This window comes from Mycobacterium sp. UM_Kg27 (assembly GCF_000972905.1).
GTDB lineage: Bacteria > Actinomycetota > Actinomycetes > Mycobacteriales > Mycobacteriaceae > Mycobacterium.
Map to the genome: position 1 here is coordinate 53,601 of NZ_JRMM01000002.1, position 23,746 is coordinate 77,346.

At 65.4% G+C, this 23,746-nt stretch carries 24 protein-coding genes and 1 pseudogene; 15 read left to right on the top strand and 10 right to left on the bottom strand.

Annotated features, from left to right (window positions below; all coding sequences use genetic code 11):
- Positions 1-13: 13 nt before the first annotated feature.
- Positions 14-835: an SDR family oxidoreductase gene (locus LI94_RS00680; RefSeq protein ID WP_024442241.1), complete on the top strand. Its 822-nt coding sequence runs from the start codon at positions 14-16 to the stop codon at positions 833-835.
- Positions 836-844: 9 nt separating this feature from the next.
- On the opposite strand, the pseudogene LI94_RS00685 reads toward LI94_RS00680, so the two are convergent.
- Positions 845-1,099, bottom strand: a pseudogene (locus tag LI94_RS00685) (NAD(P)-binding domain-containing protein); the annotation flags it as partial.
- A 60-nt stretch (positions 1,100-1,159) separates the two neighbouring features.
- Here LI94_RS00685 and LI94_RS00690 point away from each other — a divergent pair.
- Complete coding sequence (locus LI94_RS00690) at positions 1,160-2,071, top strand: SDR family oxidoreductase (protein ID WP_046299969.1); 912 nt, start codon at positions 1,160-1,162, stop codon at positions 2,069-2,071.
- Here LI94_RS00690 and LI94_RS00695 read toward each other — a convergent pair.
- Together LI94_RS00695 and LI94_RS00700 are read right to left on the bottom strand one after the other, a co-directional pair.
- Positions 2,057-2,509, bottom strand: a complete 453-nt coding sequence (locus LI94_RS00695) for a hypothetical protein (RefSeq protein ID WP_046299970.1) — start codon at positions 2,507-2,509, stop codon at positions 2,057-2,059. The genes LI94_RS00690 and LI94_RS00695 overlap by 15 nt on opposite strands.
- Positions 2,510-2,555: 46 nt before the next feature.
- Entirely contained in the window at positions 2,556-3,383 is an 828-nt protein-coding gene (locus LI94_RS00700) for an SDR family oxidoreductase (protein WP_152664715.1), read from the bottom strand.
- 208 nt (positions 3,384-3,591) lie between these two features.
- Here LI94_RS00700 and LI94_RS00705 point away from each other — a divergent pair, with 208 nt between their 5' ends.
- The 8 genes from LI94_RS00705 to LI94_RS00740 are packed head-to-tail and all read left to right on the top strand — an operon-like array spanning position 3,592 to position 12,808.
- Positions 3,592-4,404, top strand: a complete 813-nt coding sequence (locus LI94_RS00705) for an ABC transporter permease (protein WP_024442245.1) — start codon at positions 3,592-3,594, stop codon at positions 4,402-4,404.
- A gap of 12 nt (positions 4,405-4,416) precedes the next feature.
- Positions 4,417-5,265 (top strand): ABC transporter permease, encoded by an 849-nt coding sequence (locus tag LI94_RS00710; RefSeq protein ID WP_024442246.1) that lies wholly within the window; start codon positions 4,417-4,419, stop codon positions 5,263-5,265.
- Between the two features lie 21 nt (positions 5,266-5,286).
- The gene (locus LI94_RS00715; RefSeq protein WP_082105622.1) at positions 5,287-6,474 is read left to right on the top strand and encodes an MCE family protein; all 1,188 of its coding nucleotides are present in this window, start codon (positions 5,287-5,289) and stop codon (positions 6,472-6,474) included.
- The gene (locus LI94_RS00720; protein WP_046299972.1) at positions 6,471-7,505 is read left to right on the top strand and encodes an MlaD family protein; all 1,035 of its coding nucleotides are present in this window, start codon (positions 6,471-6,473) and stop codon (positions 7,503-7,505) included. The genes LI94_RS00715 and LI94_RS00720 overlap by 4 nt, the downstream gene beginning before the upstream one ends.
- Positions 7,505-8,587 carry an MCE family protein gene (locus LI94_RS00725; RefSeq protein WP_046299973.1) on the top strand — a complete coding sequence of 361 codons (1,083 nt, stop codon included), beginning with the start codon at positions 7,505-7,507 and terminating at the stop codon, positions 8,585-8,587. Before LI94_RS00720 ends, LI94_RS00725 begins: the two co-directional genes overlap by 1 nt.
- Positions 8,584-10,047 (top strand): MCE family protein, encoded by a 1,464-nt coding sequence (locus LI94_RS00730; protein ID WP_024442250.1) that lies wholly within the window; start codon positions 8,584-8,586, stop codon positions 10,045-10,047. Before LI94_RS00725 ends, LI94_RS00730 begins: the two co-directional genes overlap by 4 nt.
- An 8-nt stretch (positions 10,048-10,055) precedes the next feature.
- On the top strand, positions 10,056-11,261 hold the full coding sequence (locus tag LI94_RS00735) for an MCE family protein (RefSeq protein ID WP_024442251.1): 1,206 nt from the start codon (positions 10,056-10,058) through the stop codon (positions 11,259-11,261).
- The gene (locus LI94_RS00740) at positions 11,261-12,808 is read left to right on the top strand and encodes an MlaD family protein (protein WP_024442252.1); all 1,548 of its coding nucleotides are present in this window, start codon (positions 11,261-11,263) and stop codon (positions 12,806-12,808) included. Before LI94_RS00735 ends, LI94_RS00740 begins: the two co-directional genes overlap by 1 nt.
- Positions 12,809-12,854: 46 nt before the next feature.
- On the opposite strand, the gene LI94_RS00745 is transcribed toward LI94_RS00740, so the two are convergent.
- Positions 12,855-13,367, bottom strand: a complete 513-nt coding sequence (locus LI94_RS00745) for a hypothetical protein (RefSeq protein ID WP_046299974.1) — start codon at positions 13,365-13,367, stop codon at positions 12,855-12,857.
- 142 nt (positions 13,368-13,509) lie between these two features.
- On the opposite strand from LI94_RS00745, the gene LI94_RS22060 reads away from it, so the two are divergent.
- From LI94_RS22060 to LI94_RS00760, 4 genes are all read left to right on the top strand, one after another.
- Positions 13,510-13,905, top strand: a complete 396-nt coding sequence (locus tag LI94_RS22060; protein ID WP_082105620.1) for a hypothetical protein — start codon at positions 13,510-13,512, stop codon at positions 13,903-13,905.
- On the top strand, positions 13,898-14,296 hold the full coding sequence (locus LI94_RS00750; RefSeq protein WP_046299975.1) for a hypothetical protein: 399 nt from the start codon (positions 13,898-13,900) through the stop codon (positions 14,294-14,296). Before LI94_RS22060 ends, LI94_RS00750 begins: the two co-directional genes overlap by 8 nt.
- Before the next feature lie 148 nt (positions 14,297-14,444).
- Positions 14,445-15,227 carry a hypothetical protein gene (locus LI94_RS00755; protein ID WP_239651119.1) on the top strand — a complete coding sequence of 261 codons (783 nt, stop codon included), beginning with the start codon at positions 14,445-14,447 and terminating at the stop codon, positions 15,225-15,227.
- A complete protein-coding gene (locus LI94_RS00760) occupies positions 15,224-15,850 on the top strand; it encodes a hypothetical protein (protein WP_231384172.1) in 627 nt (208 codons plus the stop codon). The genes LI94_RS00755 and LI94_RS00760 overlap by 4 nt, the downstream gene beginning before the upstream one ends.
- A gap of 8 nt (positions 15,851-15,858) precedes the next feature.
- Here the strand turns inward: LI94_RS00760 and LI94_RS00765 are convergent, their stop codons facing one another.
- The 5 genes from LI94_RS00765 to LI94_RS00785 are packed head-to-tail and all read right to left on the bottom strand — an operon-like array spanning position 15,859 to position 20,977.
- On the bottom strand, positions 15,859-16,476 hold the full coding sequence (locus tag LI94_RS00765; protein ID WP_046299976.1) for a PaaI family thioesterase: 618 nt from the start codon (positions 16,474-16,476) through the stop codon (positions 15,859-15,861).
- Positions 16,470-18,017, bottom strand: a complete 1,548-nt coding sequence (locus tag LI94_RS00770) for an FAD-binding protein (protein WP_024442258.1) — start codon at positions 18,015-18,017, stop codon at positions 16,470-16,472. The genes LI94_RS00765 and LI94_RS00770 overlap by 7 nt, the downstream gene beginning before the upstream one ends.
- On the bottom strand, positions 18,010-18,537 hold the full coding sequence (locus LI94_RS00775; protein ID WP_024442259.1) for a flavin reductase family protein: 528 nt from the start codon (positions 18,535-18,537) through the stop codon (positions 18,010-18,012). The genes LI94_RS00770 and LI94_RS00775 overlap by 8 nt, the downstream gene beginning before the upstream one ends.
- An 8-nt stretch (positions 18,538-18,545) precedes the next feature.
- Positions 18,546-20,195, bottom strand: coding sequence for an FAD-binding protein (locus LI94_RS00780; RefSeq protein WP_046299977.1), 1,650 nt, complete (start codon positions 20,193-20,195; stop codon positions 18,546-18,548).
- Positions 20,192-20,977, bottom strand: coding sequence for an SDR family NAD(P)-dependent oxidoreductase (locus LI94_RS00785; protein ID WP_046299978.1), 786 nt, complete (start codon positions 20,975-20,977; stop codon positions 20,192-20,194). Before LI94_RS00785 ends, LI94_RS00780 begins: the two co-directional genes overlap by 4 nt.
- Positions 20,978-21,274: 297 nt before the next feature.
- On the opposite strand from LI94_RS00785, the gene LI94_RS00790 reads away from it, so the two are divergent.
- Positions 21,275-21,874, top strand: a complete 600-nt coding sequence (locus LI94_RS00790; RefSeq protein ID WP_239651121.1) for a PadR family transcriptional regulator — start codon at positions 21,275-21,277, stop codon at positions 21,872-21,874.
- A 7-nt stretch (positions 21,875-21,881) separates the two neighbouring features.
- Here the strand turns inward: LI94_RS00790 and LI94_RS00795 are convergent, their stop codons facing one another.
- Positions 21,882-23,561: a 3-ketosteroid-delta-1-dehydrogenase gene (locus LI94_RS00795; protein WP_046299980.1), complete on the bottom strand. Its 1,680-nt coding sequence runs from the start codon at positions 23,559-23,561 to the stop codon at positions 21,882-21,884.
- Positions 23,562-23,746 lie beyond the last annotated feature (185 nt).

Sequence of the window (23,746 nt, forward strand, 5' to 3'; positions counted from 1 at the left end):
GTGAGGGGTCGGTGTGCAGCTTTCCTTTGAAGACCGCAGCTACCTGGTCACCGGCGGCGGCAGCGGGATCGGCAAGGCCGTGGCCGCCGCGCTGGCCGCCGCCGGCGCCGATGTCCTGATCGTCGGACGAGACGCCGATCGATTGGCGAATGTGGCCGCCGAGCTCGGCGAGAGGGTTCGCCACCTGCCGACCGACGTCACCGACGAGGACAGCGTGATCGCCGCCGTCGATGCCGCCGTGACCAAACACGGCCGACTGCACGGCGTGGTGCACTGCGCGGGTGGCTCGCTGACCATCGGCCCGATCACCCAGATCGACTCGGAGTTGTGGCGGCGCACCGTCGACCTCAACGTCAACGGCACCTTGTATTTGCTCAAGCACGCCGGCCGGGCGTTGGTGCGCGGCGGCGGCGGCTCATTCGTCGGGATCTCCTCGATCGCGGCCAGCAACACCCACCGCTGGTTCGGCGCCTACGGCCCCACCAAGTCGGCGCTGGACCACATGATGCAGCTGGCCGCCGACGAGCTGGGTGCCTCCTGGGTGCGGGTCAACAGCATCCGTCCCGGCCTCACCCGCACCGAGCTGGTCGCCCCGATCCTGGACTCGCCCGAGCTCAGCGAGGACTACCGCATCTGTACGCCGCTGCCGCGGCCCGGCGAGGTCGAGGACGTCGCCAACCTGGCGCTGTTCCTGCTCAGTGACGCGGCCGGCTACATCACCGGTCAGGTCATCAACGTCGACGGCGGGCAGATGCTGCGCCGCGGCCCGGACTTCTCGTCGATGCTGGAACCGGCGTTCGGGGCCGATGGGCTACGGGGAGTCGTCGAAGGTTAGCGGCCCGCCGGGCGGTAACGACGCCACGATCCCGTCCGGGCCGAGCGCGACACTCTCAACGGCGTCGTCGTCGGCAAGCATGGTCTGCACCACGTCGCCGCGGCAGACGTCGGCCACTGTGCGTGCCGCGGTGGCGCCGCGCTGAACCAGGGCGTCCACCTTGACCGCTGACCGGTTATAGGCGGTCACGGTGTGACCCGCCGCGAGTAGGTTGGCGGCCATGCCGCTTCCCATGTTCCCGAGTCCGATGAATCCGATGTGCATGCTGTCCACCTTGCCCGGTATGCCTATACGACGGAACGCAACGGTTGAGGAGGGCGTCTCATGGGCGTTTACGCGGTAACCGGGTCGGCATCCGGCATGGGCCGCCAGGCTGCGGACAAGCTGCGGGCGGCCGGTCACACCGTGATCGGGGTCGACCTGCGCGACGCCGACGTCGTCGCGGACCTCTCGGGTCCCGGCGGGCGCGCGGCGGCCGCCGAGCAGGTGCTGGCGTTGTGTGGAGGTCACCTGGACGGCGCGGTGCTGGCCGCCGGTGTCGGCCCCACTCCACGGGCGACGGCGCTGATCCTGCAGGTCAACTACTTCGGGGTGGTCGACCTGCTGCAGGCGTGGCGACCGGCGCTGGCCGCCGCGCCCGGTACCGCCAAAGTCGTCGTGGTTGCCAGCAATTCGACCACCACGGTGCCGGCCGTACCGCGCTCCGCGGTACGTGCGCTGCTGGCCGGCAAAGCGGCCAAGGCGGTGCGCCGGCTGCGCCTGTTCGGCCCGGTCGCGCCGTCGTTCGCGTACGCCGCGTCGAAGATCGCGGTATCGCACTGGGTACGCCGGAACGCCGTCCAGCCGTCGTGGGCAGGGGCAGGTATCCGGCTCAACGCGCTGGCACCCGGAGCGATCCTGACGCCACTGCTGGAAAAGCAGCTCGCCACACCGGCCCAGGAGAAGGCCGTCCGCAGCTTCCCGGTCCCGGTCGGCGGCTACGGGGATCCCGCCCAGTTGGCGGACTGGATGCTGTTCATGCTCTCCGAAGCCGCCGATTTCCTTTGTGGCAGCGTGATATTCGTTGACGGTGGCTCGGACGCCTACTTCCGCGCCGGCGACTGGCCGCGCAGTCTGGGCATCTCCCGGGTACCGCGCTACCTGCTGCGGATGAGGTCGTTCGCGAGGACGTCGAAACTCAAGGTGCCGGTCGGGACGCAACGGCCGTCGGGCCCGGGTCCATCAGAGGCGAGTTAACGTAAACGGATAGCTCAGCACTCCGCCGGGCGCTCCATTGCAGCCGACCTCAAACGAGGATGTCAAGGTGCCTTGTAGCGTCGCGGCGTCCCACGAGTACACGTCATGGGTGGCAACGACGGGACCGTAATAGGCGTTCCCGCAACGCAATCCGTCAGGAATGTCGACAGTCAGCGTGTATCGGCCATCGGCGAGGTGGGCGTCGCCGGCGTATTCGAAAGCCTTGGCCACGGGCATAGGGATCGCTTGGATGTGGGCGCAGTCGTCCGCTGCCGGCAAGCAGTGCGATACCGCCCAAGCCCAGGTGTGGAAGTCGTAGCGGTCGGGCAGGATGAGTTGGTAGTTCGCGAAGAACGGTTCGGCATTGCCTGGGGGGCAAGCGAGTGCCCCGGCTGTTGCCACCGCTGCGAGCGCGCACAGCAGACCTGTGGCCTTCATTCTGGTCCTCCGTCGGTTGTCACTGGCTGGCGCTGCGCGGCGTCCCTTACATATGGGCGCCGCCGTCGATCCGGACCTCGGTACCGGTGACGAAGTAGGCGTCGTCGCTGCCCAACATGGCCACCACGCCGGCGACCGCGTCGGGGTGGGCGAAGATCGCGCCCCCATCGAGCGGGAGCATCGGTGCGACCTTCCCGAACAGCGTGAAATCGGCGTCCTCAGGCAGGCCGGGCCCGACGCTTTGACGCGACGCACCCGATCCATCGGTCATTCCCGACGCAATCGAGCCGGGTTGCACGCAATTGAATCTGATGCCGGCTTTGGCGAACTCCATGGCCCAGGCGTGTGTCATCGACAGCACCCCGCCCTTGGACGCGGCGTAGGCGGCCATGTACGGGTGAGCGAACTGCGCGGACGTCGAGCTGAAGTTGACCACCGCCGGCCGGTTGCCTTCGTGCAGCGCGGCGATGGCTTCGCGGGTGACCAGGAAAGTGCCGACGAGGTTGATCCGAATCACTTCTTCGAAGTCGGCCAGGGCGGTCTGGGCCAAGTGGGACGAACGAAGGATTCCGGCGGCGTTGACCAGCGTGTCGAGGCCGCCCAGCGACTCGACGGCTTGGGCCACGCCGGTGCGGACCGACTGTTCGTCACCGATGTCCATCACCACTGTCGACAGGCGGTCTGCGAACTGGCCGGCTTTGGCGACGGTGTCGGTCAATCCGTCGGCACTGATGTCGGCGGCGGCCACCTGGCCGCCTTCGGCGAGAATCCGCAGCACGCAGGCCTGACCGATGCCGGACCCAGCCCCGGTGATCAGTACTCGACGGTGCCGGTAGCGCGAGAGGCCGGGTGGTGGCTCGGTGGGCAGTGACACAGGGAACTCCCGTCGCCGTGGTGGACCGTGATGCGTCTGAACAGCAGATTACGTTCCCGTCCGATCCGCTCCGCCGCCGCGCGGCTTCCCGGTAGATGGGACGCCGAGTGTCGGCGGACACGTTCGGCTGTCAACGTGTCTGTGGCCGCCGAGCCGGGCGGACCGGTGACAGGGTTCGGTCGAACCACCAGTGAAGGGTTTGCGGTACATGGTCAACAGTGCCCAGGACCACTGGTCGTCCGGCTTGCGGGTGCTCGGTACAGGCGGGGCCGGAACCATGCAGGCAGTCGGCGGACTGCTGGCCATGTCTGCCGACGCGGTGAAGTTCCTGTTCCGGCGCCCCTTTCAAGGCCGAGAACTACTGGAGCAGTCCTGGTTTGTGGCCCGGGTGTCACTGATGCCCACCGTCCTGGTCGCCATCCCGTTCACCGTTTTGGTCAGCTTCACGCTGAACATCCTGTTGCGCGAGCTCGGCGCCGCGGACCTGTCCGGAGCGGGGGCGGCCTTCGGCGCGGTCACTCAAGTCGGACCGATGGTCACCGTGTTGATAGTGGCCGGAGCCGGGGCAACGGCGATGTGCGCGGACCTGGGCTCACGCACCATCCGTGAAGAGATCGATGCCATGGAGGTGCTCGGTATCAACCCGGTTCAGCGGCTGGTGGCGCCGCGGATGCTGGCCTCGGGCATCGTCGCCCTACTACTCAACAGCCTGGTGGTCATCATCGGGATCCTCGGCGGCTACACGTTCTCGATCTTCATTCAAGGTGTCAACCCCGGGGCATTCGCTGCCGGGATCACGCTGCTCACCGGGGTCCCGGAGGTGATCATCTCGTGCGTGAAGGCGGCACTGTTCGGCCTGATCGCCGGAGTGGTCGCCTGCTATCGCGGGCTGACCATCAGCGGAGGAGGGGCCAAAGCGGTGGGGAACGCCGTCAACGAGACGGTGGTGTACGCCTTTATGGCGCTGTTCGTGGTGAACGTGGTGGTGACCGCCATCGGCATCCAGATGACCTCGGACTAGCCGGACATGGCGATGGCTGGTTTACGAGTGCTGCACCCGCAGCTGACGCGTGAGCTGAACAGACCGGTCGAGGTCATCGGCCGGATCGGCGATCACACCGCGTTCTACGGGCGTGCTCTGGGCGGAGTTCCACACGCGGCGTCGGCCTACCGTCGTGAAGTGATCCGCCTGATCGCCGAGATCAGCATGGGGGCAGGAACATTGGCGATGATCGGCGGGACCGTCGTCATCGTCGGATTTCTCACGCTGGCCGCCGGCGGAACGTTGGCGGTTCAGGGTTACAGCTCGCTCGGTGACATCGGCATTGAAGCCCTGACCGGCTTTCTGGCCGCGTTCATCAACGTCCGGATATCGGCGCCGGTGGTGGCCGGAATCGGCCTGGCGGCCACGTTCGGTGCCGGCGTGACGGCTCAGTTGGGCGCCATGCGGATCAACGAAGAGGTCGACGCACTGGAGACCATGGGCATCCGTGCGGTCGAATACCTTGTCAGCACCCGCATTGCGGCCGGGATGGTGGCGATCGCGCCGCTGTATTCGATTGCCGTGATCTTGTCTTTCGTCGCCAGCAAGCTGACCACCGTGGTGATGTTCGGCCAATCGGCAGGCCTGTACAACCACTACTTCGCCACGTTCCTCAATCCGACGGATCTGTTGTGGTCGTTTCTGCAGGCGATCCTGATGGCTATCGCGGTCCTGCTGGTGCACACCTATTTCGGTTACTTCGCCTCCGGGGGGCCCTCGGGAGTAGGGGTGGCCGTGGGCACGGCCGTGCGCACCTCACTGGTCGTCGTGATCTCGGTGACCCTGTTGGTGTCGCTGGCGGTCTACGGCTCCGACGGCAACTTCAACCTGTCGGGCTAGGGCGGCGTAGCACTGATGGCGATGACTTCGAAGGCACGACGAATTCTGCTGGGGCTGGCTTCCGTTTCGGTGGTCGTGGCCACCGTCGCGGTAGCGCTGGGATTCTTCCGGGGCAGCTTCACCAGGACGGTGCCCGTCACCGTGCTGTCGCAGCGTGCCGGCCTGGTCATGGACACCGGCGCGAAGGTGAAACTCCATGGGGCCCAGGTTGGCTCGGTGAAGTCAATCGAATCGCTACCCGACGGCCGGGCCGCGCTGCATCTTGCTATGAACCCGTCCTACCTGGACGTCATTCCGGCAAACGTGCGCGTCGGCATCTCCTCTTCGACGGTGTTCGGGTCGAAGTTCGTCGATCTGGTTCCGCCGGACCAGCCCTCGGGACACTCCTTGCAGACCGGCCAGGTGCTCGACGCCGACCATGTCACGGTCGAGGTCAATTCGGTCTTCGAGCGGCTGTCCTCGGTGTTGCAGAAGATCGAACCCACCAAACTCAACGAGACGCTGGGCGCGCTCGCCACCGCCCTGGACGGCCGGGGGGAGCGGATCGGTCAGATGATGAGCGACCTCGAGGGGTTCCTGGCGCGAACCGATCCGAGCCTGCCGGCAATGCGACGCGAACTCACCGTCGCGCCCGACGTGTTCAACGCCTATGCCGATGCGGCACCTGACCTGACCGCCACCGCCGGCGCAGCGACCCGGATGAGCCAGACGCTCGTCGGCGAACAGCACAACCTGGACACACTGCTGCTCAGCGCGATCGGCCTGGCCGACACGGGCAATGACGTTGTGGGTGGCAACCAGCAGGCGATCGCCGATGTCATGCACCTGCTCGGCCCGACCACCGACCTCACCAACCAGTACCATGAGGCGCTGACCTGTGGGCTGGGCGGTGCCGTGGAGCTCGCCAAGGCGCCGGGCACACCGGTGCCCGGCGGTCTGCTCCTGCAGACCGTGGTTTTCGGGCAAGAGCGCTACCGCTATCCGCAGAACCTGCCCAAGGTCGCCGCCACCGGCGGACCCCAGTGCACCGACCTTCCCAAGGTCGGCTTCCAGAAGCAGCCACCGTTCGTCATCACCGACGTCAACGCCAACCCCGCGCAATACGGCAACGAGGGGATTCTGCTGAACTCCGACGGACTCAAACAGTTGCTGTACGGGCCGATCGACGGACCACCACGAAACGGCGGACAGATCGGACAGCCCGGATGAGCGGCCTCGGAAAGACGTCCGTCAAGTTCGGTGCGTTCGGTGTGACCATGGTCATGCTCACCGCTGTTCTTCTCGCGATCTTCAGCCAGTACCGGTCGGGTTCCACCAACGCCTACTCGGCGGTCTTCCAGGACGCTTCCAGCCTCAAAGTGGGAAACTCGGTGCGCGTCGCCGGAATTCGCGTCGGCACCGTACGCAAGATCGCGTTGCAACCCGACAACACCGTTCTCGTGGCCTTCGACGCCGACGACACCGTGCGGCTGACCGAGAGCACCAAGGTCGCCGTGCGCTACCTGAACCTGGTCGGCGACCGCTACCTGGAACTCATCGACGATCCCGGATCAACCAAGATCCGGCCGGCGGGATCGCGCTTCGGCCTCGACCGGACCGAGTCGGCCCTGAACCTCGACCTGCTGCTCGGAGGTCTCAAGCCCGTCATTCAGGGCCTCAACCCTGACGACGTCAACTCCCTGACCAGTTCGTTGATCCAGATCCTCCAGGGCCAGGGTGGCGGTGACCTGGAGTCGTTGTTCAGCAGAACTTCTTCTTTCACAAATGCGTTGGCCGACAACGGACACATCGTGGAACAGCTCATCGCGAATCTCGACGACACGCTGGCGGTGCTGTCCAAGGACGGAAGGCAGTTCTCCGGTGCGGTCGATGGCCTCGAGCGCCTGGTGAGCGGTCTGGCCGCCGACCGCGACCCGATCGGCAGCGCAATCACCGCACTGGACAACGGGACCGCGTCGTTGGCCGGACTGTTGACCCAGGCCCGCCGGCCGCTGTCGGGAACGGTTGATCAGCTGACCCGACTGGCCCCGTTGGTGGCGAACGAAACCGACCTGGCCCGGCTCGACTTGCTGATGCAGAAGACTCCCCAGAACTACCGCAAGCTGGTTCGCCTCGGCTCGTACGGCAGTTGGCTCAACCTCTACATCTGCGGTGTCTCGCTTCGGGTGACCGATCTGCAGGGCCGTACCGCTCACTTCCCGTGGGTAATCCAGAACACCGGAAGGTGCGGAGAACCCTAATGCTCAAGTACCGTGAAACATCGCTTTTCCGTTTGGGATTCGTCGGCGTCGTACTGGTCGTGCTGATCATCATGGTCGGGCTGCAACCCAAGCAGCTCTTGGCGATGGCGACCTCGATCAGATATCAGGCACTGTTCGCCGAGGCCGGCGGGCTGTCTGCGGGCAACACTGTGAAGGTGTCGGGCGTCAATGTCGGCACGGTCTCCGGGGTCGCCCTGGATCACGGCAAGGCGCGGGTCAGCTTCGCCGTCGACAGCCGGGTCCGGCTCGGCGTGGACACCACAGCGCACATCGGCATTGCAACACTCCTTGGTGAGCGGGTCCTGGTCATCGAGCCGCGCGGTCCCGGCAGTATCGGTGCGCGCGGCGTCATCCCCTTGGCCCGCACCGCGTCGCCGTACTCGCTGACCGACGCGCTCGGGGAGTTCACCGCGAACACGGCGGCGACCGACACCGCGACCATCAACCAATCCCTGGACACGTTGTCGGCGACCATCGAGCGACTGGCACCTCAACTGGCCCCCACCTTCGACGGGGTGAGCCGATTGTCGAAGTCGCTGAACAACCGCAACGAATCGTTGAGCGGCTTGCTCGCGTCCGCCGCCAGTGTCACCGGAATCCTGTCCGAACGCAGCGAGCAGGTGAACCGGCTGATCCTCAATGCCGACGACCTGCTCGCTGTGTTGCAGGACCGCCGCCACGCGATCGTCGATCTGCTTGCCAGTACGTCCGCGGTGGCACAACAGCTTTCCGGTCTCGTCGATGATAACGAGCAGGAACTGACACCCACGCTCACGCAGCTCAACAAGGTCGCGCAGATGCTGGAACGCAACCGCGACAATCTGGAGAAGTCCCTCAAAGGCCTGGCCAAATACCAGCTGACGCAAGGCGAGGCCGTCAACAACGGGTTCTACTACAACGGATTTGCGTCCAATCTGCTCCCGGGGCCGGCGATCCAGCCGTTCCTGGACTACGCACTCGGATTCCGCCGCGGAGTCAATGCCGGACAGCCACCTGACAACGCCGGGCCGCGCGCCGAATTCCCGTTCCCCTACAACGGGATTCCCGGAGGATCACGATGAGTGTCAGGACACTGCTCGACAGTCGTGGAAAGAAGCTCATCGCCGGCGGTATCGCGCTACTGCTGGCCGTTGCTGTGGTGTTCGTCGGCTATCAGAGGCTGCTGGGTCCGAGGACGATCGTCGTCTACTTCAAATCGGCAACGGCTATCTATCCCGGTGACGACGTCCGCGTGGTGGGCGTGCGGGTGGGCACCATCAAATCCATCGAGCCGTTGGGAACTCGCGCCCGGGTAGTCCTCGCGGTGGACCGCAACGTGCTCGTTCCCGCCGAAGCGAAGGCGATCATTGTGGCGCCCAACCTGGTGTCGGCTCGCTATGTGCAGCTGACGCCTGCCTATGAGTCCAGTCCGGCCGCCAGTGGGGCCACCCTGCCCGACGGCGCCGAGATCGGCGAAGACCGGACCGCCGTCCCGGTCGAATGGGACGAGATCAAAGAGCAGCTCACCCGGCTCGCCTCTGACCTGGGTCCGTCCAGCGGCGTGTCGGGTACCTCGCTGGGACGTTTCATCGACACCGCCGCTGACGCCATGGCAGGCAACGGTGACAATTTGCGTCAGACCATCACGCAACTGGCGGACGTCGGCCGGGTGCTGGGTAAGGGCAGTGGCGACATCGTCGGGGTGATCACCAATCTCCAGACCTTTGTCGCCGCACTGCGTGACAGCAATACCCAGATCGTCGAGTTCCAGGATCGCCTCGCCGATGTGACGAGCGTGATCGACGGCAGCCGGTCGGATTTGGACTCGGCTATCACCGAGTTGTCGGCCGTCGTCGCAAAGATCCAGCGATTCATCGCGGGCTCGCGCGAGCAGACCGTCGAACAGATCGAGCGGCTGGCCAATGTGACGCAGGTGCTCTCCGACAACAGCATGGTGGTCAAAAACGTGCTGCACGCGGCGCCGAATGCTTTGGTCAATGGCTATAACATCTACAACCCGGACACCGGTGGTCCCCGGGGATCTTTTGCGATGAACAATTTCGCGAATCCCGTCGCGACGATCTGTTCGGCGATCGCGGCTGTCGAAAACGCCACGGCCGAGGCGTCGGGTAAGGCGTGCGCGCAATACCTCGGGCCGGCACTACGCCTGATGAACTTCAACTATCTGCCGCTGCCCTTCAACGCCTACCTGGGGCCCGCTCCGAAGAACGTGATCTATTCCGATCCCGCGCTGGCGCCCGGCGGCGGGGGAACCGACCGCGGACCGCAGGAGATTCCGCCGGCGGTGTCGGCCTACACCGGTACCGGCGACGTTCCCCCGCCACCGGGGTGGACCGACCCGGCGCATCAGCCGGGGGCCTACGCCCCCGACGGCCTGCCCGCGCATCGACATCCGGCCCTCTACCCGGGTGCGCCCATTCCGCCCGGGGTGCCGCCGCCACCGGTGCCGGCCGCATCGGATGTGACTGAGCTGCTGTTGCCGGCAGGAGCCGGCCTGTCAGCCCCGGGAGGTGCGCCGTGACGAAGACCATGTCGATCCGAAGGCTGGCCACCGCAGCCTGCTGCGCGGCTCTGATCACGTCCGGTTGTTCCTTCGACGGACTCAACTCGTTGCCGCTTCCGGGCACGGTCGGAACCGGTGCCGACGCAGTGATCTACCACGTCAAGGTCGCGAATATCGGTACCTTGGAGTCGAATTCACCGGTGATGGTCGGTGATGTGGTTGTCGGAGCGATCCGCAGGATGACCGTCGAGAATTGGCGGGCTGACGTCGAGATCTCGGTCCGGCCCGACGTAGTCATTCCGGCAAACGCGGTCGCGGCCGTGGGCCAGACCAGCCTGTTGGGATCAATGCACCTCGCCTTGGACCCGCCCCTGGGCGAGGCGCCCACCGGGCGGCTGGACCCGGGAGCGACCATTGCGTTGTCCAAGTCCTCGACATACCCATCGACCGAGCAGACCCTGTCGTCGCTGTCGATCGTGGTCAACGGCGGTGGCCTGACTCGGATCGGAGACATCGTCCACAACTTCAACGCGGCCCTCGACGGACGGCAAGTTCAGATCCGGGACCTGCTGACCCGGATGAACACGGTGGTGACGCTGCTGGACAGTCAGCACGACAACATCATCGCCACGATCTCGTCGCTGAACCGGATGGCAGCGACGTTCGCCGGCCAGCGCGACGTTCTGACCGGCGCACTGAATCGGATCCCTCCCGCACTCGAGGTGTTGAACAGACAACGGCCGCGGCTGGTCACTGCGCTGGACAAGCTGGGCGACTTCAGCTCTACCGCAAACCAACTCATCAACGAATCGCAGGCCGACATCGTCCGCAACTTGGAGAATCTCGAGCCGACGGTGCGCGCCCTGGCCGACATCGGGCCGGACCTGACCACCGCGATCTCCTACCTGCCCACCTACCCCTACACGCAGGAATTCATCGACCGTGGCATCCGCGGCGACTACATGAACCAGTTCATCGTGTTCGACTTCACCATTCCCCGCATGAAGAAGGGCATCCTGCTCGGAACCAGGTGGGGTGACGTGGGGGCATCTATGGTGCCGGCGCCCGGGGACCCGTGGTACTCGACTTATACGCGGGACCCGCTGCATGCACCCCTGGGACCGCCCCCCGCCGAGGTGGCAACCCTGCCACCTTTGACCACCGTTGAAACCGACGAATCACCCACACAAGACGACCAGGAGTCGTCCACACCGGCCCAGGGCGGAAGCTGATGCTGACCCGTTTCGTTCGTAGACAACTGATCATCTTCTCCATCGCCTCGGTGATCGGTGTCGGCTCGATGGTCTTCGTCTACATGCAGGCGCCGGTCCTGCTGGGTATCGGCCGCATCTCGGTGAAGCTTCAACTGCCGACCACCGGAGGCTTGTACAAATTCTCCAACGTGACCTACCGGGGCGTGGAGGTGGGCAAGGTCACCGACATCCGGCCCACCCGCCTCGGCGCCCAAGTGTCGATGTCGTTGAAATCCTCGCCGAGGATTCCGGCAGATCTGCAGGCCAATGTGCGAAGCGTATCGGCGGTAGGCGAGCAGTACGTGGACCTGGTACCGCGCACCGACGCCGGCCCCTACCTCGAAAACGGTTCCACCATCACCGCTGAGAACGTGTCGTTGCCGAGGCCGGTCGGTCCGATGCTCGATCAGATGAGCGAGTTGGTGGGCAGCATCCCCACCGGCACGCTGGGGGTTGTGCTCGACGAATCCTTCAAGGCACTCAACGGAACCGGCAACGACCTCAGCGCACTGTTCGAGTCGTCGAGCACATTGGCCGCCCGGCTCGACGCGGCCGCTGACAGCACGCGCAGGTTGATCGACGACAGCCGGCCGCTGCTGGAGGGCCAACTCGAGAGTGCAGATGCGATCCGGACCTGGGCGCGCAGCCTGGCGGGGATCACGCGACAGGTGGATGCTCGTGATTCCGAAGTGCGGACCATACTTCGCGACGGATCTGGCGCAGCCGACGAAGCGTCTCGGCTGTTGTCCGAGATCAAGCCGACACTGCCGCTGCTGTTGGCCAATCTCACCACTGTCGGCCAGATCGGCCTCGTCTACCATCGATCGATCGAGCAGCTGCTCGTGCTGTTGCCGCCGTATCTGGCCGCCACCCAGTCCTACGGGTCTTCCCTGAACAACCCGACGGGCATGGCACTTTCGGAGTTCAGCCTCACTCTCGGCGACCCGCCGGCATGCACGGTGGGCTTCTTACCGCCGTCGTCATGGCGTTCGCCGGCGGACCTCAGCGATGTGGATACGCCGGACGGGCTGTACTGCAAACTGCCGCAGGATTCGGCCATTGGGGTTCGTGGTGCCAGGAACTTCCCCTGTATGGCTCAGCCCGGCAAGCGCGCACCGACAGTCGAGATCTGTGAGAGCGACAAGCCATTTGAGCCGCTGGCCATGCGTCAGCACGTCACCGGGCCGTACCCGATCGATCCTGCGCTGATCGCTCAGGGTATTCCCCCGGATGATCGGATCACCTTCGGGGACCAGATCTTCGGCCCTGCCGAAGCCCCCGCGGTGACCGCTCCGGGCGCCCCCCAGGGTGACCCGGCGCCACCGGCTGAAAAACCCGCTTCCCCGGAGGGAGGCGTCCCTGCTGCACCGAGCGGCTACGCCGCGGACACCAGCGGCCCCGCTGTGGCGTTTGCCACCTACAACCCGCGGACCGGGCAGTATGCGGCACCCGACGGCAAGGTGTACCGCCAATCAGACCTGGTCCGTCCGGTGCCGCAGAGTTGGGAAGACATGCTGCCGAGATGAGGTGGCGCCCACCGGGAGCGGTGGGAGATCACTGCGACCGGACGATTCAACCGATCTTGGTGAGTTTGAACGGCATGTTGATGTACACCGGCTTACTCGCGCCACACGCGCCGCTGGGGCCGGTGGTGGTGTCTTCACCGACCAGCATGGTCGACGTTGGATCGGCGTTCGCGCCTTCGGGCGTCATCGCCTTGAATCGGAAGGTCTGCAGTCCCGGCGCGGTGCTGCCGTCCGGACACGGGACCCAGTTGTCGATGGGTCGTTTGACGTACCACACCGAACTTTTCTGGTAGATGGGCGCTGTCCAGCTCTCGTCGCTACGCACCGTCCCGGTGCACTCGCCCGGGTAGCTGCATTGGGTGCTGATGGTCCAGATGCTGCGGCGGCTGGCCTGATCGTAGAAAACTTCATTCTTGCGCGCCCATTCGCCGTTGGAGACGGCGGTGTAGGTGCCGTTGAGGCCCCAGTCGGGGTGATCGGCCTGCGCGACGGTAACGGAAGCTGTGCCGGCGAGCACCAGCCCAGTGACGGTGACGGCGATGGCGGGCCCACGGCGCATAGCCTGCTCCTCGGATTGGTCTGGGGCACCCGGACTTCGGCGTCCGAAGTAAACCTCGTTCCTGGACGGCAGCACCGCAATGTGTCCGCTGAGTGGACCATCAACATCTCGCAACGGCATTGTCCTGACAAAGTTGCCCAGCATGCGGGGAAGAGCGCTATTGGCCGCAGCGGCCTCGGTCGTGGCGTTGACGACGACGGTCCCTGCCGGGGCAGATCCCGTCTCGTGCGATGACCCGTCCTGCGTACCGGGCCTGAGCACCGGAGTCGTCCTGGGGCAGGCGTGCCACGATACCGCCTACTACGTCTTCGGAACGGCCGTCGCGGGGCCCTCTATTCAACCGGACAGGTTGGTGTTCTGTGGATCGCCGCGACGCTACGAGCCGCGATACTTCCGGTCCCCGTCGATGGCGGGCATCAAGGAACTGGGTTCAAGCTGCGCCGGATACGAGAACTGGGTGGCGCAGGCCCCCGATGGACTGTTTCTCAGCTGTCAGTCGAAGAACGGCGCCCCGCGATGGAGCCGCGGTGATGGCTAGGAAGCTATTGGCGGCAGCGCTGGCCGTATTCGGTGCTCTCGGTGCGCCCGCGCACGCAGACCCCCCTGTTGCGCACGAGGTCGTCTACACCGTGACCACACGATCTCCGGTGGTCGCGGACATCTACTACCGGGACACCGATCCGCCGACGTGGGCCGACTACAGCCACAATCCTTACGAGTTCAGCCCCAAAGTGCAGGCCGACGTCGGGCCCGGCAGACCGTGGGTGCTGCGTGCCACCTTGGCCGATCCGCAGCGGTGGGCGATGGTGACGGCCACGAGCGGTCGTTCGGCCGAGCCCGGGTTTCAGTGTGAGTTGACGGTGGACGGAGTCGTGGTCGCCACCGCAGATGGCCCGAAGGGCGCACTGTGCGCGTTGCGCCACTGGTGATCGACTACCGCTGACGGTCCCGGTCCCGGTCGGGTTAACCCGCCCACTGGGTGGGAGAGCGCCACCACGGCGGCGGCGGCCGGACTTAATGTGCCGATGTCGGCCGCAATCGGCCCGACCCGGCGATGAAGGGAAACCGGTGGGCGCTATGTCGGAGACCGCAATCATGCGGGGCGGGGTTGAGTCCCCCGCACCGCACCCGGGCGTCGATTCCGGTGAATCGACTGCCGAGGACGTCGTCGCGCTTGTGGAACAAGCCGAAGCCGAGGCCGCCGCGGCAGAGGCCGTGGCAGCCCAGGCGCGGGCCCGCGCCATCCGATTGCAGCAGCAAGCGCGGAATCTCGACCCGGTCTCTGAGACCGTGCCACCTCCCGCGCCACGCGTGGAGGCCGCTGCCGTTGAAGGCAATCCGTCGTGGCCGACGCGCACCCGAGCTCTGCTCTCCGGGCTCCGGCAAGGACAGCTGGCCACCGCCGGCATCGTGCTGTGTGCGTGCGTCCTGCTCGCGGCGAGCGCCTGGATGCTAAGCTCGCAGCGGACGGCGCAGGCGCATGAGCGCAACCGTGCAGAGTTCGTCGCCGCGGCGCGCCAAGCTGTGGTGACCTTGATGTCGATCGACTTCAACGACCCCCAGGGCAGTGTGCAGCGAATCGTCGACAACTCGACCGGCCCCTTCCGAGATGAATTCCTGAGCGCTGCAGACGACTTCAGTAGCGTCGCCAAGGACGCAAAGGTGACCACCAAAGCTACGGCGACGGCGGCCGCAGTCGAATCGATGACCTCGGACTCCGCTGTGGTCCTGGTGTCGGCCTCGTCCACTGTGACCAACGCCGCCGGTGCCGAGGAATCTCCCCGAAGGTGGCGTCTGACCGTCGACCTGCGGCGCGAAGGAGACCAGATCAAGATGTCAAAAGTGGAGTTCGTACCGTGACGGTTGACCAGGGCGCCGTTGCCGAGGTCGCCGAGGAAGGCGATATTCGGCCACCCACCGATGCACCGCTGAGCGCGGAGGATCACATCGACACCATCGCGCCGGACCCCTCAGTGGTCGGCGGAGCCAAGGCAATGTTCACCGCACGCCGCAAGCTGTTTTTCCTCGGTCTCATCCTGGCGGTGGCAGCACTGCTGGCGACCGTGCTCTATGTGACCACCTACCGTCCGATTCAGCAGTCCGGTGATGCGGCGGGCGACGCAGCCGTTCGCGCTGCGTCATCGGCGACGGTGGCGTTGCTGTCGTATGCACCCGAGACTCTCGATCAGGACATCGAACGGTCCCGCGGCCTGATGTTCGGCGACTTTCTGACCTACTACAGCAAGTTCACCACCGATGTGGTTGCACCGGCCGTACGCACCAAGGGAATCAAGGCGGCCGCCCAGGTGGTGAATGCGGGCCTGATGGAAATCCGGCCGAACGACGCGAAGGTGCTGGTGTTCCTCAATCAGGAGACGGTCAGCCGTGATCGTCCCGAGCCTGCGCTCACCGCCAGTAGTGTGGTGGTCAGCCTGGCCAAAGTCGATGCGAAATGGTTGATTTCGGCGCTTGACCCGGTGTGAGTCTGCAGTCAGGCCTTGGGCTTGGGCCTGATGAAGACCCCCGCGGCATGAACAGTGACGCGGCCTTGCGGATCGAGGAGATGCCCTTCGGCGAACGTCTTCCCGCCGTCTTCGCGCTCCACCCAGGATTCCGCCCGCAATCTGCCCAGCGGCGTCGGCGCTAGGTAGCGAAGAGTCAAGGTGCCGGTGAAGGCGGGCTGTCCGGCCCGATGGGCGGTCGCACCCAATAGGTGGTCGAGTATGAGCGCGCACATACCCCCGTGTACCTGTCCCGGTGGGCCCTCGTAGGCGGCACCCAGCACAAGATCGGCTGTCGCGCGCTGTCCCGATTCGGCAAGGTCAACGCGCAGCGGCGGTGCGATGGCGTTGCGCATGCCGATCGCCACATTGCCCCAGACCAGTGCCCGTCCGTCCGTCGCATTGCGTACCCCGAAGGGTGCGGGGTCCAACCGAGATCCCAATATCTCACTGGCCTGTTGAATCAGTGCGTGCGCCCTGCGCACGTCGGACTCGTCGGCGCGGCTGCGGATGGTCACGTCGATGAGTCCACGCAGTGACTGGGTCAACGGTTCGAAGACGGCCTGCGCGCGCTGGACGTCGTCCGGTGTGATCGGTTCGCTCAGCATTCCTGCTCCTTTTCCGCCATGTCCAGCGCGGCAAGATGACTGAACAACATGGAGGCCCCGATCGGGTTGCCCCCGCCCGGATAGGTGGTTCCACTGACGGCCGCCATGGTGTTCCCAGCGGCGTAGAGCCCGGGTATGACGGAATCGTCATCGGTCAGCACCCTGGCATGGACGTCGGTCCGCAATCCGCCTTTGGTACCCAGATCCGAGACGCCGAATGCGGCGGCGTGGTACGGCGGCGTGTCGATGGGGACCAGCGGCGAGGCGCCCTCGGTGAACACCCGGTCGTAGGCTTCGCCGCCTCGACCGAAGTCCTCATCGACACCGGCTGCAGCCTGCTTGTTGAATCGCTCGATCGTCGCCGTCAGGTGCGCGCTGGGGACGCCGATGGCCTCGGCGAGACCGTCCAGAGTGTCCGCCGTATGCCACAGGCCGGCGAGGTGGTAGTCGGCGGCGTCGACCATCGACACATTGGTGGCGCCGACGGGGGGAATGCCGTCGGTCCGGTTGTCGTAGATCATCCAGAACGGCAACGACATCTTGCCGGCATCGATCTGCGCCAGCACGTCGCGCCCGAGCCGATCGTAGGGGGCCGATTCATTGACGAATCGGCGGCCATCCTGGTTGACGAAGACGCCACCGGTGAACCAGAGCGCGAATGCGGCCCGTCCATCGGGGTGAATCATCCCCGGTGACCACCATGCCTGATCCATCAGATCGACGTCTGCCCCTACCTCGATGGCGGCCCGGTGTGCGGTTCCGACATTGCCCGGTGCGCCCATGGTGTCCCGTGCGCTGCCGGGCACGCGGTACTGCGCACGCATGGCCGCGTTCTGCTCGAAACCTCCTGCGGCAAGCAGCACCCCGCGGGTGGCCCGAACCCGTACGGGTTTGCCGTCGTGCTCGACCACCGCACCGACCACGGTGCCGTCCTCGACGATCAACTCGGTGAGCGGGGCATTTCGCCAGCACACAGCGTTCGGGAATCTACCGAGTGCGGCCAGGAAGCGTCCGACCAGTGCGCGGCCGCCGGTAAGCAGGTCCGGGGCGGGACTGTCGAGGCGCTCGGCATCGAGGGGCCCGCGCACCGACCCGCGGTGGCCGCCGAGTTCTTGATCGGGCAGCGGCACCGGGACGGTGTGACGGAAGCCGTCGGCGCGGGCGCCGGGAACCGACCCGTAGTAGTCCGGCCAGGGGAAGGCCGCGAACTCGAATCCCGGGTCCTGTTCCAGGTATTCGATCAATCCCGCACCACCGCGGACGTAGGCCTCCTGAAGGTCGTGCGGAGTGCGGTCGCCGACGACCGCATGGAAGTAACGCAGGGCCTCTTCGATCGTGTCGTCGGCGCCGGCACGTTGCAGCGCGGGATTGCACGGGTACCAGACCCCACCGCCACCGGAGTACGCGGTGGTGCCGCCGAACCGGTCGGTGGCCTCTACCAGCAGCACCGAAAGACCTTCGCGTGCTGCGGTGTAGGCGCCCGCCAAGCCTCCGCCGGAACCCGCGACGACCACATCGAAGACCGAATCGAAGTCAGTCATGCCACGCACCGTCGAATCTGCCGTATCCGCCGCGGTAGAACAGCAATGGACCACCTTCCTCGTGGGCGTGCAGTGCGGTGACACGTGCCACCACGATGGTATGGTCGCCGGCCGCGTGTTCGAATTCCATGTCAGCTTCGATCGAAGCCAGGGCTCCCCGCAGCGCGGGCGCCCCGTTTGCGCCCGGCAGCCAACTCACTCCCGCGAACTTGTCACTTCCGCGGGTGGCGAACTGTGTGCACACGTCTTGCTGGTACGCGGACAGGACGTTGACACACAGCGTGCCGACCTCCCGGATCCTGGGCCAGCTGCTTGATGTGTTGGCGGGGCAGAATGAGATATACGGCGGGTCCAGTGACACTGAGGTCACCGACTGGCAGGTGAAACCGAGCGGGCGCTGTCCGTCATGAGCGGTGATGACGGCGACTCCGGTGCAGAAGTGGCCCAGAACGCGGCGCATCTCCGGTGCGAGCGGTGCCTGCAGTTGACCGGTCGGGGTACTGGTGGCGTTGTCGGGCATAGGTCTCCTTAAGAGTCGTCCTCAGCGGCCAGGTTGAGCTCGGCGGCGGCATGCCCACCGGCTCGGCGTCCGCTGAAGACGCAGTCGGCGATCGAGAGCCCGCTGACGTAGCTGTTCGAGCAGATCCCGACGGCATTGCGGCCGGCCGCATAGAGACCGGGCACCGATTCTCCGTTGCGACGTTTCACCGCCCCGGTAGCTTCGTCCACGACGAGGCCCCCCAACGTCAGACCCGGAATCGGATAGAACATTGAGGAGTTCGCGGAGATGTTGATCGAATAGTAGGGCCCGGTCCGAAGCGGCGGACACAAAGAGGGGTCCTTGTGGGCGGGATCGCCAGTGCCCGAGTCGATTCCCCGGTTGTAGGCATCGACGGTCTTGCGTAAACCGCCGCCATCGATACCGTTCGCCCGGGCGATCCCGTCGAGGGATGCGGCCTTTTTGTGACCGGTGGTGAACAGATACAGCAGTTGCAGCCGCTGAAACATCTTGGTCTGCTCACGGACCTGGGTCTTGATCTTCTTCCACGTGGCCCGATCGTAGATCGCCCACCCGGTACCGCCGAACTCGCGCATCAATACGTTGCCGTGGGTGGCGCCGTAGAGGTCTTCGTTCGCGATGCGTCGCCCGTCCGCGCCGACGGTCAAACCTTCCAGAAATCCGCTGGGGGGCGCCAGAAAACGCCACGCGGTGACGTTGCCCATTCTGTCTGTCACACCGCCGGCGCTCAGTCCCAACGCGATCCCCGAACCGTCGTCGCCGCTGGTACCCAGGGGCGAGATGCCCATGAAATCGGGCGCGAACTCCTGCATCCACGTCCGGTTGTACACGAACCCGCCGGCCGCCAAAATAACTGCACTGCAACGCGCCTCTTGCTCTACCGCGGCCTTCGCCCACAATCGCTCGGCTCGCGCGACGGGGCGGCGGACCAGATGGGGCATCCAGTTGCCGATCTTGGCGGTGAGCTTGGTGAGCGCGGCATGCTCGCGCTTGCGGCGATGTGTGATGTCCATGGCACGGAAGCGAACACCCGCGACGCGGCCACTGTCATCCCTGATGAGAGCGTCTACGCGTGCGAGCGGGATGAAGTGCACACCTTTCGACATCGCGGACTGCCGTAAGTGCTCGAAGAGAACCTTGCCCGAACTCATGCCGGATGCCACCGTTCGGTGTCCCCGCGGCGCGGGCCGGGCGTGCTGCGCGTGGGGATACGCCTTCTCGTTTCCGGAGTAGTAGAGGTAGAACTCGTCGGTGGGGTAGGAGGTCTTATACGACGACACCGCACCGCCCCTGAAAGGGACTCCTTGTGCTTTGAGCCACTTGATCATCGCCGGACTTTCCCGACAGAACCGTGTGAGCGTGTCGTCACCGACCGCGTCGCCCACCTCTTGTTTGAGGTAGGCGAACATCATCTCCGGGCTGTCTGAATAGCCGCCGGCGTGTTGTTCTTCGGTGCCACCGCCGGCGTAGACGATTCCCCCCGAGAGTGCTGTAGCGCCGCCGCCGTAACTGCGGTCCAGCACCAGGACGCGCGCACCGCGATCGGCGGCCTCGATCGCAGCGCATGCGCCCGCAGCGCCGAAACCCACCACTATGACGTCGTAGTCGAGTGTCGGCGACAATGGCTTTCCTGCCGGGGTGTGGGAGTCAGCGGTCATAGCACGGACTTGATCTGCCTGGCGACCAGCTCGGTGGTGCGTCGGGGTGAGATCCGGCTCAGCGCACTGAGAATGGCCGCGTCGGTACCGACGAGCACCCGGAATCGGTTCTTCACGATGCCATCGATGATCTTCTTCGCCGCGGAATCCGGGGTGGTAGAACGCACCTTTCGGCCGCCGGCATCGAGCATGTCGACACCAGAGTTCCCGGCCAGATTGGTCGAGATGTTGCCTGGATAAACCGTCACGACATGAACATTGGTGTCACACAGCTCGGCATAGAGGCCTTCGCTGAACTGCTTGACGGCCCCCTTGCTCGCGCTGTAGAGCGTTTGGCTCGCGAAGGGCAGCAGCGCCGCCAGGCTTGACATGTTGGTCAAGTTGGCTTCGGGCCGATCCAGCAGGAGCGGCAGAAATGCGCGACACATATTGACCGTGCCGTTGAAGTTGACGGCCCAAACCCGGTCGATGTCATCAACGGCCAGATTCGTGAACGGCGCGAACTTGTGGATGATGCCGGCGATGTTGACGACACCGTCGATGTGACGGTGCGCCGCGGCCACCTCGCCTGGCAGCGCAGCGACGGCGAGTCGGTCAGTGATGTCCACCTTGTGGGTCGAGAATCCGGCTGAGCCGGCGACTTCAGCGGTGTCGGCCAACCCCGCTTCGTCGATGTCGACGGCGGCTACCCGCGCGCCGCGGCGAGCAAGGCCGACAGCGACCTGCCTTCCCATGCCATTTCCCGCTCCGGACACGACGAAGGTTCTTCCTTCGATCTGCATCCCCACTCCTCGTCTGATGTCCGGCTGGCGATCCGCGCCTGACCGCACGGTCGGTGCCGACGGTCGCTTGACCACCATCGAGTGTTGCAACGCATGAGAGCGGCAACAGACCCGTTTCCCGGCCAGCGGGCGGAACGTCGGCCCCCGGGTTCTCTCGTCGCAACGCAGGTTCCCGACCAGCGGTAGTTGCGGCATCTTGCGGGTGCCGGAGGTTGTTAGCCTTGTGAAGTGAGCGAAGCGACCGACAATGTCCCCGCCGGGCTGAGTGTGTCACCCACCGGATGGGCGTTGCTGGGGATGCTGTCGGGCGGGGACGAGCTGTCCGGTTATGACATCAAGAAGTGGTTCAATTGGACGGTCCGGTTCTTCTACTCCAGTCCGGCATACAGCCAGATCTATTCAGAGCTGAAGCGGCTTGAGCAGCATGGTTTGGTCACATCCCGCGTCGACGCCGGGGTGCGCAGTCGGCGGATGTACCAGATCACCGATTCGGGGCTGACCGCGGTGACAAGGTGGGCCAACGAGGAGCCCGTGGAGCCCCCCACTCTCAAGCACAACCCGTTGCTGCGGGTCATTTTCGGTCACCTGATGAACCCCGGCCGGCTGCGGGAGGTACTTGACGCTCACGTCGCTCACGTCGAGCAGATGCACCAGGCCGCGGCCACCGAGGCTCGGTGGACTGGAGAGGAGCCCGCCTGGTCCTACGCGCGACTGGCGTTGCGGTGGTCCGAGGACTACTACGCGGCTGAACGGGATCTGGCGCTGCAGATGATCAAGGACTTGGACGAGGTCGACGAGATCTTCGCCAAGGGCGGCGAAGACGTCACCAAATTCCCGATGCGCGACTACTGGTACGAGGTCGAACGGCGTATCGCCGCCGAAGACGACCCGGCATAGGGACGGCTCAGTCGAGTCTGCCGGCCGCGTGCAGTGCCGCGATGTATCCGAAGACCAGGCCCTGTCCGATCGTCGCACCGGCCCCCGGATAGCTTGCGCCGAACGCGTTGGCGGCGGTGTTTCCGATGGCGTAGAGGCCGTCGACGGCAGATCCGTCCTCGCGCAACACCTGCCCGCGGACGTCGGTGCGCAGTCCGCCGCAGGTGCCCAGGTCGCTGAGAACCACCTTCACGGCGTAGAACGGCCCCGAGCCGACGCGACGCATGTTGGGATTCGGGGCGATCGTCGGGTCGCCGTAGTAGCGGTCGTATGCACTCGCGCCTCGGCCGAAGTCCGTATCAACGCCTGCGTCGGCCATCCGGTTGAAGCGATCGAGCGTGGTAGCCAAGGTCGACGGATCAACGCCGATCGCACGCGCAAGTCCCGGCATATCGTCGGCCCGGTGCGCGATACCCGCGTCGTACCACGTGGTGGGGATCGGCATCCGAGGGAACAAGTCTGCGGCCATCACATAGCTGTTGCGGTACTTCTGATCAAAGATCATCCACATTTCTTCGACGGGGTTGCCCGCGCGTTCACGTTCGAGCAGCTGCTGTCCAAAAGACATGTAGTCGATGGCTTCGTTGACGAATCGCTGCCCGTTCTGGTCGACGAGTAGGCAACCGGGAAGGGAACGTTCGGCGAGCATCACCGTCGGCTCGCCGCCAGGCAACGGCGCGAAGGCCGGAAACCACCATGCCTGGTCCATCAACGCGATGCCGGCGTCGCAGGACTCTTGGGCGAGGCGAATGCCGTCGCCGACATTGCCCTCGGCGCCGAGGCTGGCATGCTCGGCGAGCCGTTCGGACTGAAACTTGTGTCGCCAGTCCATCCGATGGTCGAAACCGCCGGCCGCCAGCACGACACCACGCCGAGTCGTAACGGTCACCGTGCTGCCGTTGCGGTTCACCACCGCACCGACAACGTGGCCGTCCTCGACAAGCAGCTCGGAGACCGGCGAGTCGGTCCATACCGGGATCCCGGCACGCACGACGCCGGCGAACATGCCTGCGGCCAATGCCTGGCCGCCCGCGGCGTATCGCCTGCGCAAAGCGAGCCCCCCGATGCCCTGGAAGGCACGAAGCAGGATTCGGGGCCACGACTTTTGTGGCACGCGGACCATCAGGTTGAGCCAACGATAGTCAGCGCCGGTCACTGGCATGGGGAACGACGACTTCATCACGCCGGGGCGCAGCCGTGCCAACTCCGGACCGAGTACGGCGGTGTTGAACGGGCGGCATTCGCAGGTCCGCCCGATTGCGCTGCCGCCCGGCCTCTCCGGGTGGTAGTCCGAATAGTCCTTGGCCCACTGGAATTTCATCGGGGTGGTGCGCCGCAACATCTGAACCGTCGGCCCGCCGTAGTAAAGGAACGTGTGTGCCCGCTCGTGAGCTGACGCATCCCCGATAACCGAGTCGAGATAGGTGCGCCCCGCGGCCAGCGTGTCGTCGGAACCCGACTCGGCAAGTATCGGGTTGGCCGGCATCCAGAACGCGCCACCCGAACGCGCCGTCGACCCCCCGACGTAAGAGGTCTTCTCCACGATCAGTGTCGACAGGCCCGCCTCGTGTGCGGCAAGTGCCGCCGCCATTCCGGTACCAGAACCAACGATGAGTAGATCGACAGTGATGTCGTGTGGATCGGTCACCGGCCGATTGTCGGCCTGATGGCTGCGAAATATCGTCGCTCTGCCCGGTCAGTGGAACGCTGCTCGGTTCATCACATCGCGCGGTGCTAGAACGAGAAGGGTTCCTGCAGGCGATGAACAGCGAGGATGGCCGGAATGACACCGTCAGGGCACGACTGCTCCGAAGCTGTCTCTTATACACATCT

What these genes read in the sequence shown, in the direction of transcription:
- LI94_RS00690 (WP_046299969.1), top strand. Translation starts at nt 1,160, where the DNA reads ATGGGCGTTTACGCGGTAACCGGGTCGGCATCCGGCATGGGCCGCCAG.
- LI94_RS00695 (WP_046299970.1), bottom strand. Translation starts at nt 2,509, where the DNA reads ATGAAGGCCACAGGTCTGCTGTGCGCGCTCGCAGCGGTGGCAACAGCC.
- LI94_RS00705 (WP_024442245.1), top strand. Translation starts at nt 3,592, where the DNA reads ATGGTCAACAGTGCCCAGGACCACTGGTCGTCCGGCTTGCGGGTGCTC.
- LI94_RS00710 (WP_024442246.1), top strand. Translation starts at nt 4,417, where the DNA reads ATGGCTGGTTTACGAGTGCTGCACCCGCAGCTGACGCGTGAGCTGAAC.
- LI94_RS00715 (WP_082105622.1), top strand. Translation starts at nt 5,287, where the DNA reads ATGACTTCGAAGGCACGACGAATTCTGCTGGGGCTGGCTTCCGTTTCG.
- LI94_RS00720 (WP_046299972.1), top strand. Translation starts at nt 6,471, where the DNA reads ATGAGCGGCCTCGGAAAGACGTCCGTCAAGTTCGGTGCGTTCGGTGTG.
- LI94_RS00725 (WP_046299973.1), top strand. Translation starts at nt 7,505, where the DNA reads ATGCTCAAGTACCGTGAAACATCGCTTTTCCGTTTGGGATTCGTCGGC.
- LI94_RS00730 (WP_024442250.1), top strand. Translation starts at nt 8,584, where the DNA reads ATGAGTGTCAGGACACTGCTCGACAGTCGTGGAAAGAAGCTCATCGCC.
- LI94_RS00735 (WP_024442251.1), top strand. Translation starts at nt 10,056, where the DNA reads ATGTCGATCCGAAGGCTGGCCACCGCAGCCTGCTGCGCGGCTCTGATC.
- LI94_RS00740 (WP_024442252.1), top strand. Translation starts at nt 11,261, where the DNA reads ATGCTGACCCGTTTCGTTCGTAGACAACTGATCATCTTCTCCATCGCC.
- LI94_RS00745 (WP_046299974.1), bottom strand. Translation starts at nt 13,367, where the DNA reads ATGCGCCGTGGGCCCGCCATCGCCGTCACCGTCACTGGGCTGGTGCTC.
- LI94_RS22060 (WP_082105620.1), top strand. Translation starts at nt 13,510, where the DNA reads ATGCGGGGAAGAGCGCTATTGGCCGCAGCGGCCTCGGTCGTGGCGTTG.
- LI94_RS00750 (WP_046299975.1), top strand. Translation starts at nt 13,898, where the DNA reads ATGGCTAGGAAGCTATTGGCGGCAGCGCTGGCCGTATTCGGTGCTCTC.
- LI94_RS00755 (WP_239651119.1), top strand. Translation starts at nt 14,445, where the DNA reads ATGTCGGAGACCGCAATCATGCGGGGCGGGGTTGAGTCCCCCGCACCG.
- LI94_RS00765 (WP_046299976.1), bottom strand. Translation starts at nt 16,476, where the DNA reads ATGCTGAGCGAACCGATCACACCGGACGACGTCCAGCGCGCGCAGGCC.
- LI94_RS00770 (WP_024442258.1), bottom strand. Translation starts at nt 18,017, where the DNA reads ATGACTGACTTCGATTCGGTCTTCGATGTGGTCGTCGCGGGTTCCGGC.
- LI94_RS00775 (WP_024442259.1), bottom strand. Translation starts at nt 18,537, where the DNA reads ATGCCCGACAACGCCACCAGTACCCCGACCGGTCAACTGCAGGCACCG.
- LI94_RS00780 (WP_046299977.1), bottom strand. Translation starts at nt 20,195, where the DNA reads ATGACCGCTGACTCCCACACCCCGGCAGGAAAGCCATTGTCGCCGACA.
- LI94_RS00785 (WP_046299978.1), bottom strand. Translation starts at nt 20,977, where the DNA reads ATGCAGATCGAAGGAAGAACCTTCGTCGTGTCCGGAGCGGGAAATGGC.
- LI94_RS00790 (WP_239651121.1), top strand. Translation starts at nt 21,275, where the DNA reads ATGCTGTCGGGCGGGGACGAGCTGTCCGGTTATGACATCAAGAAGTGG.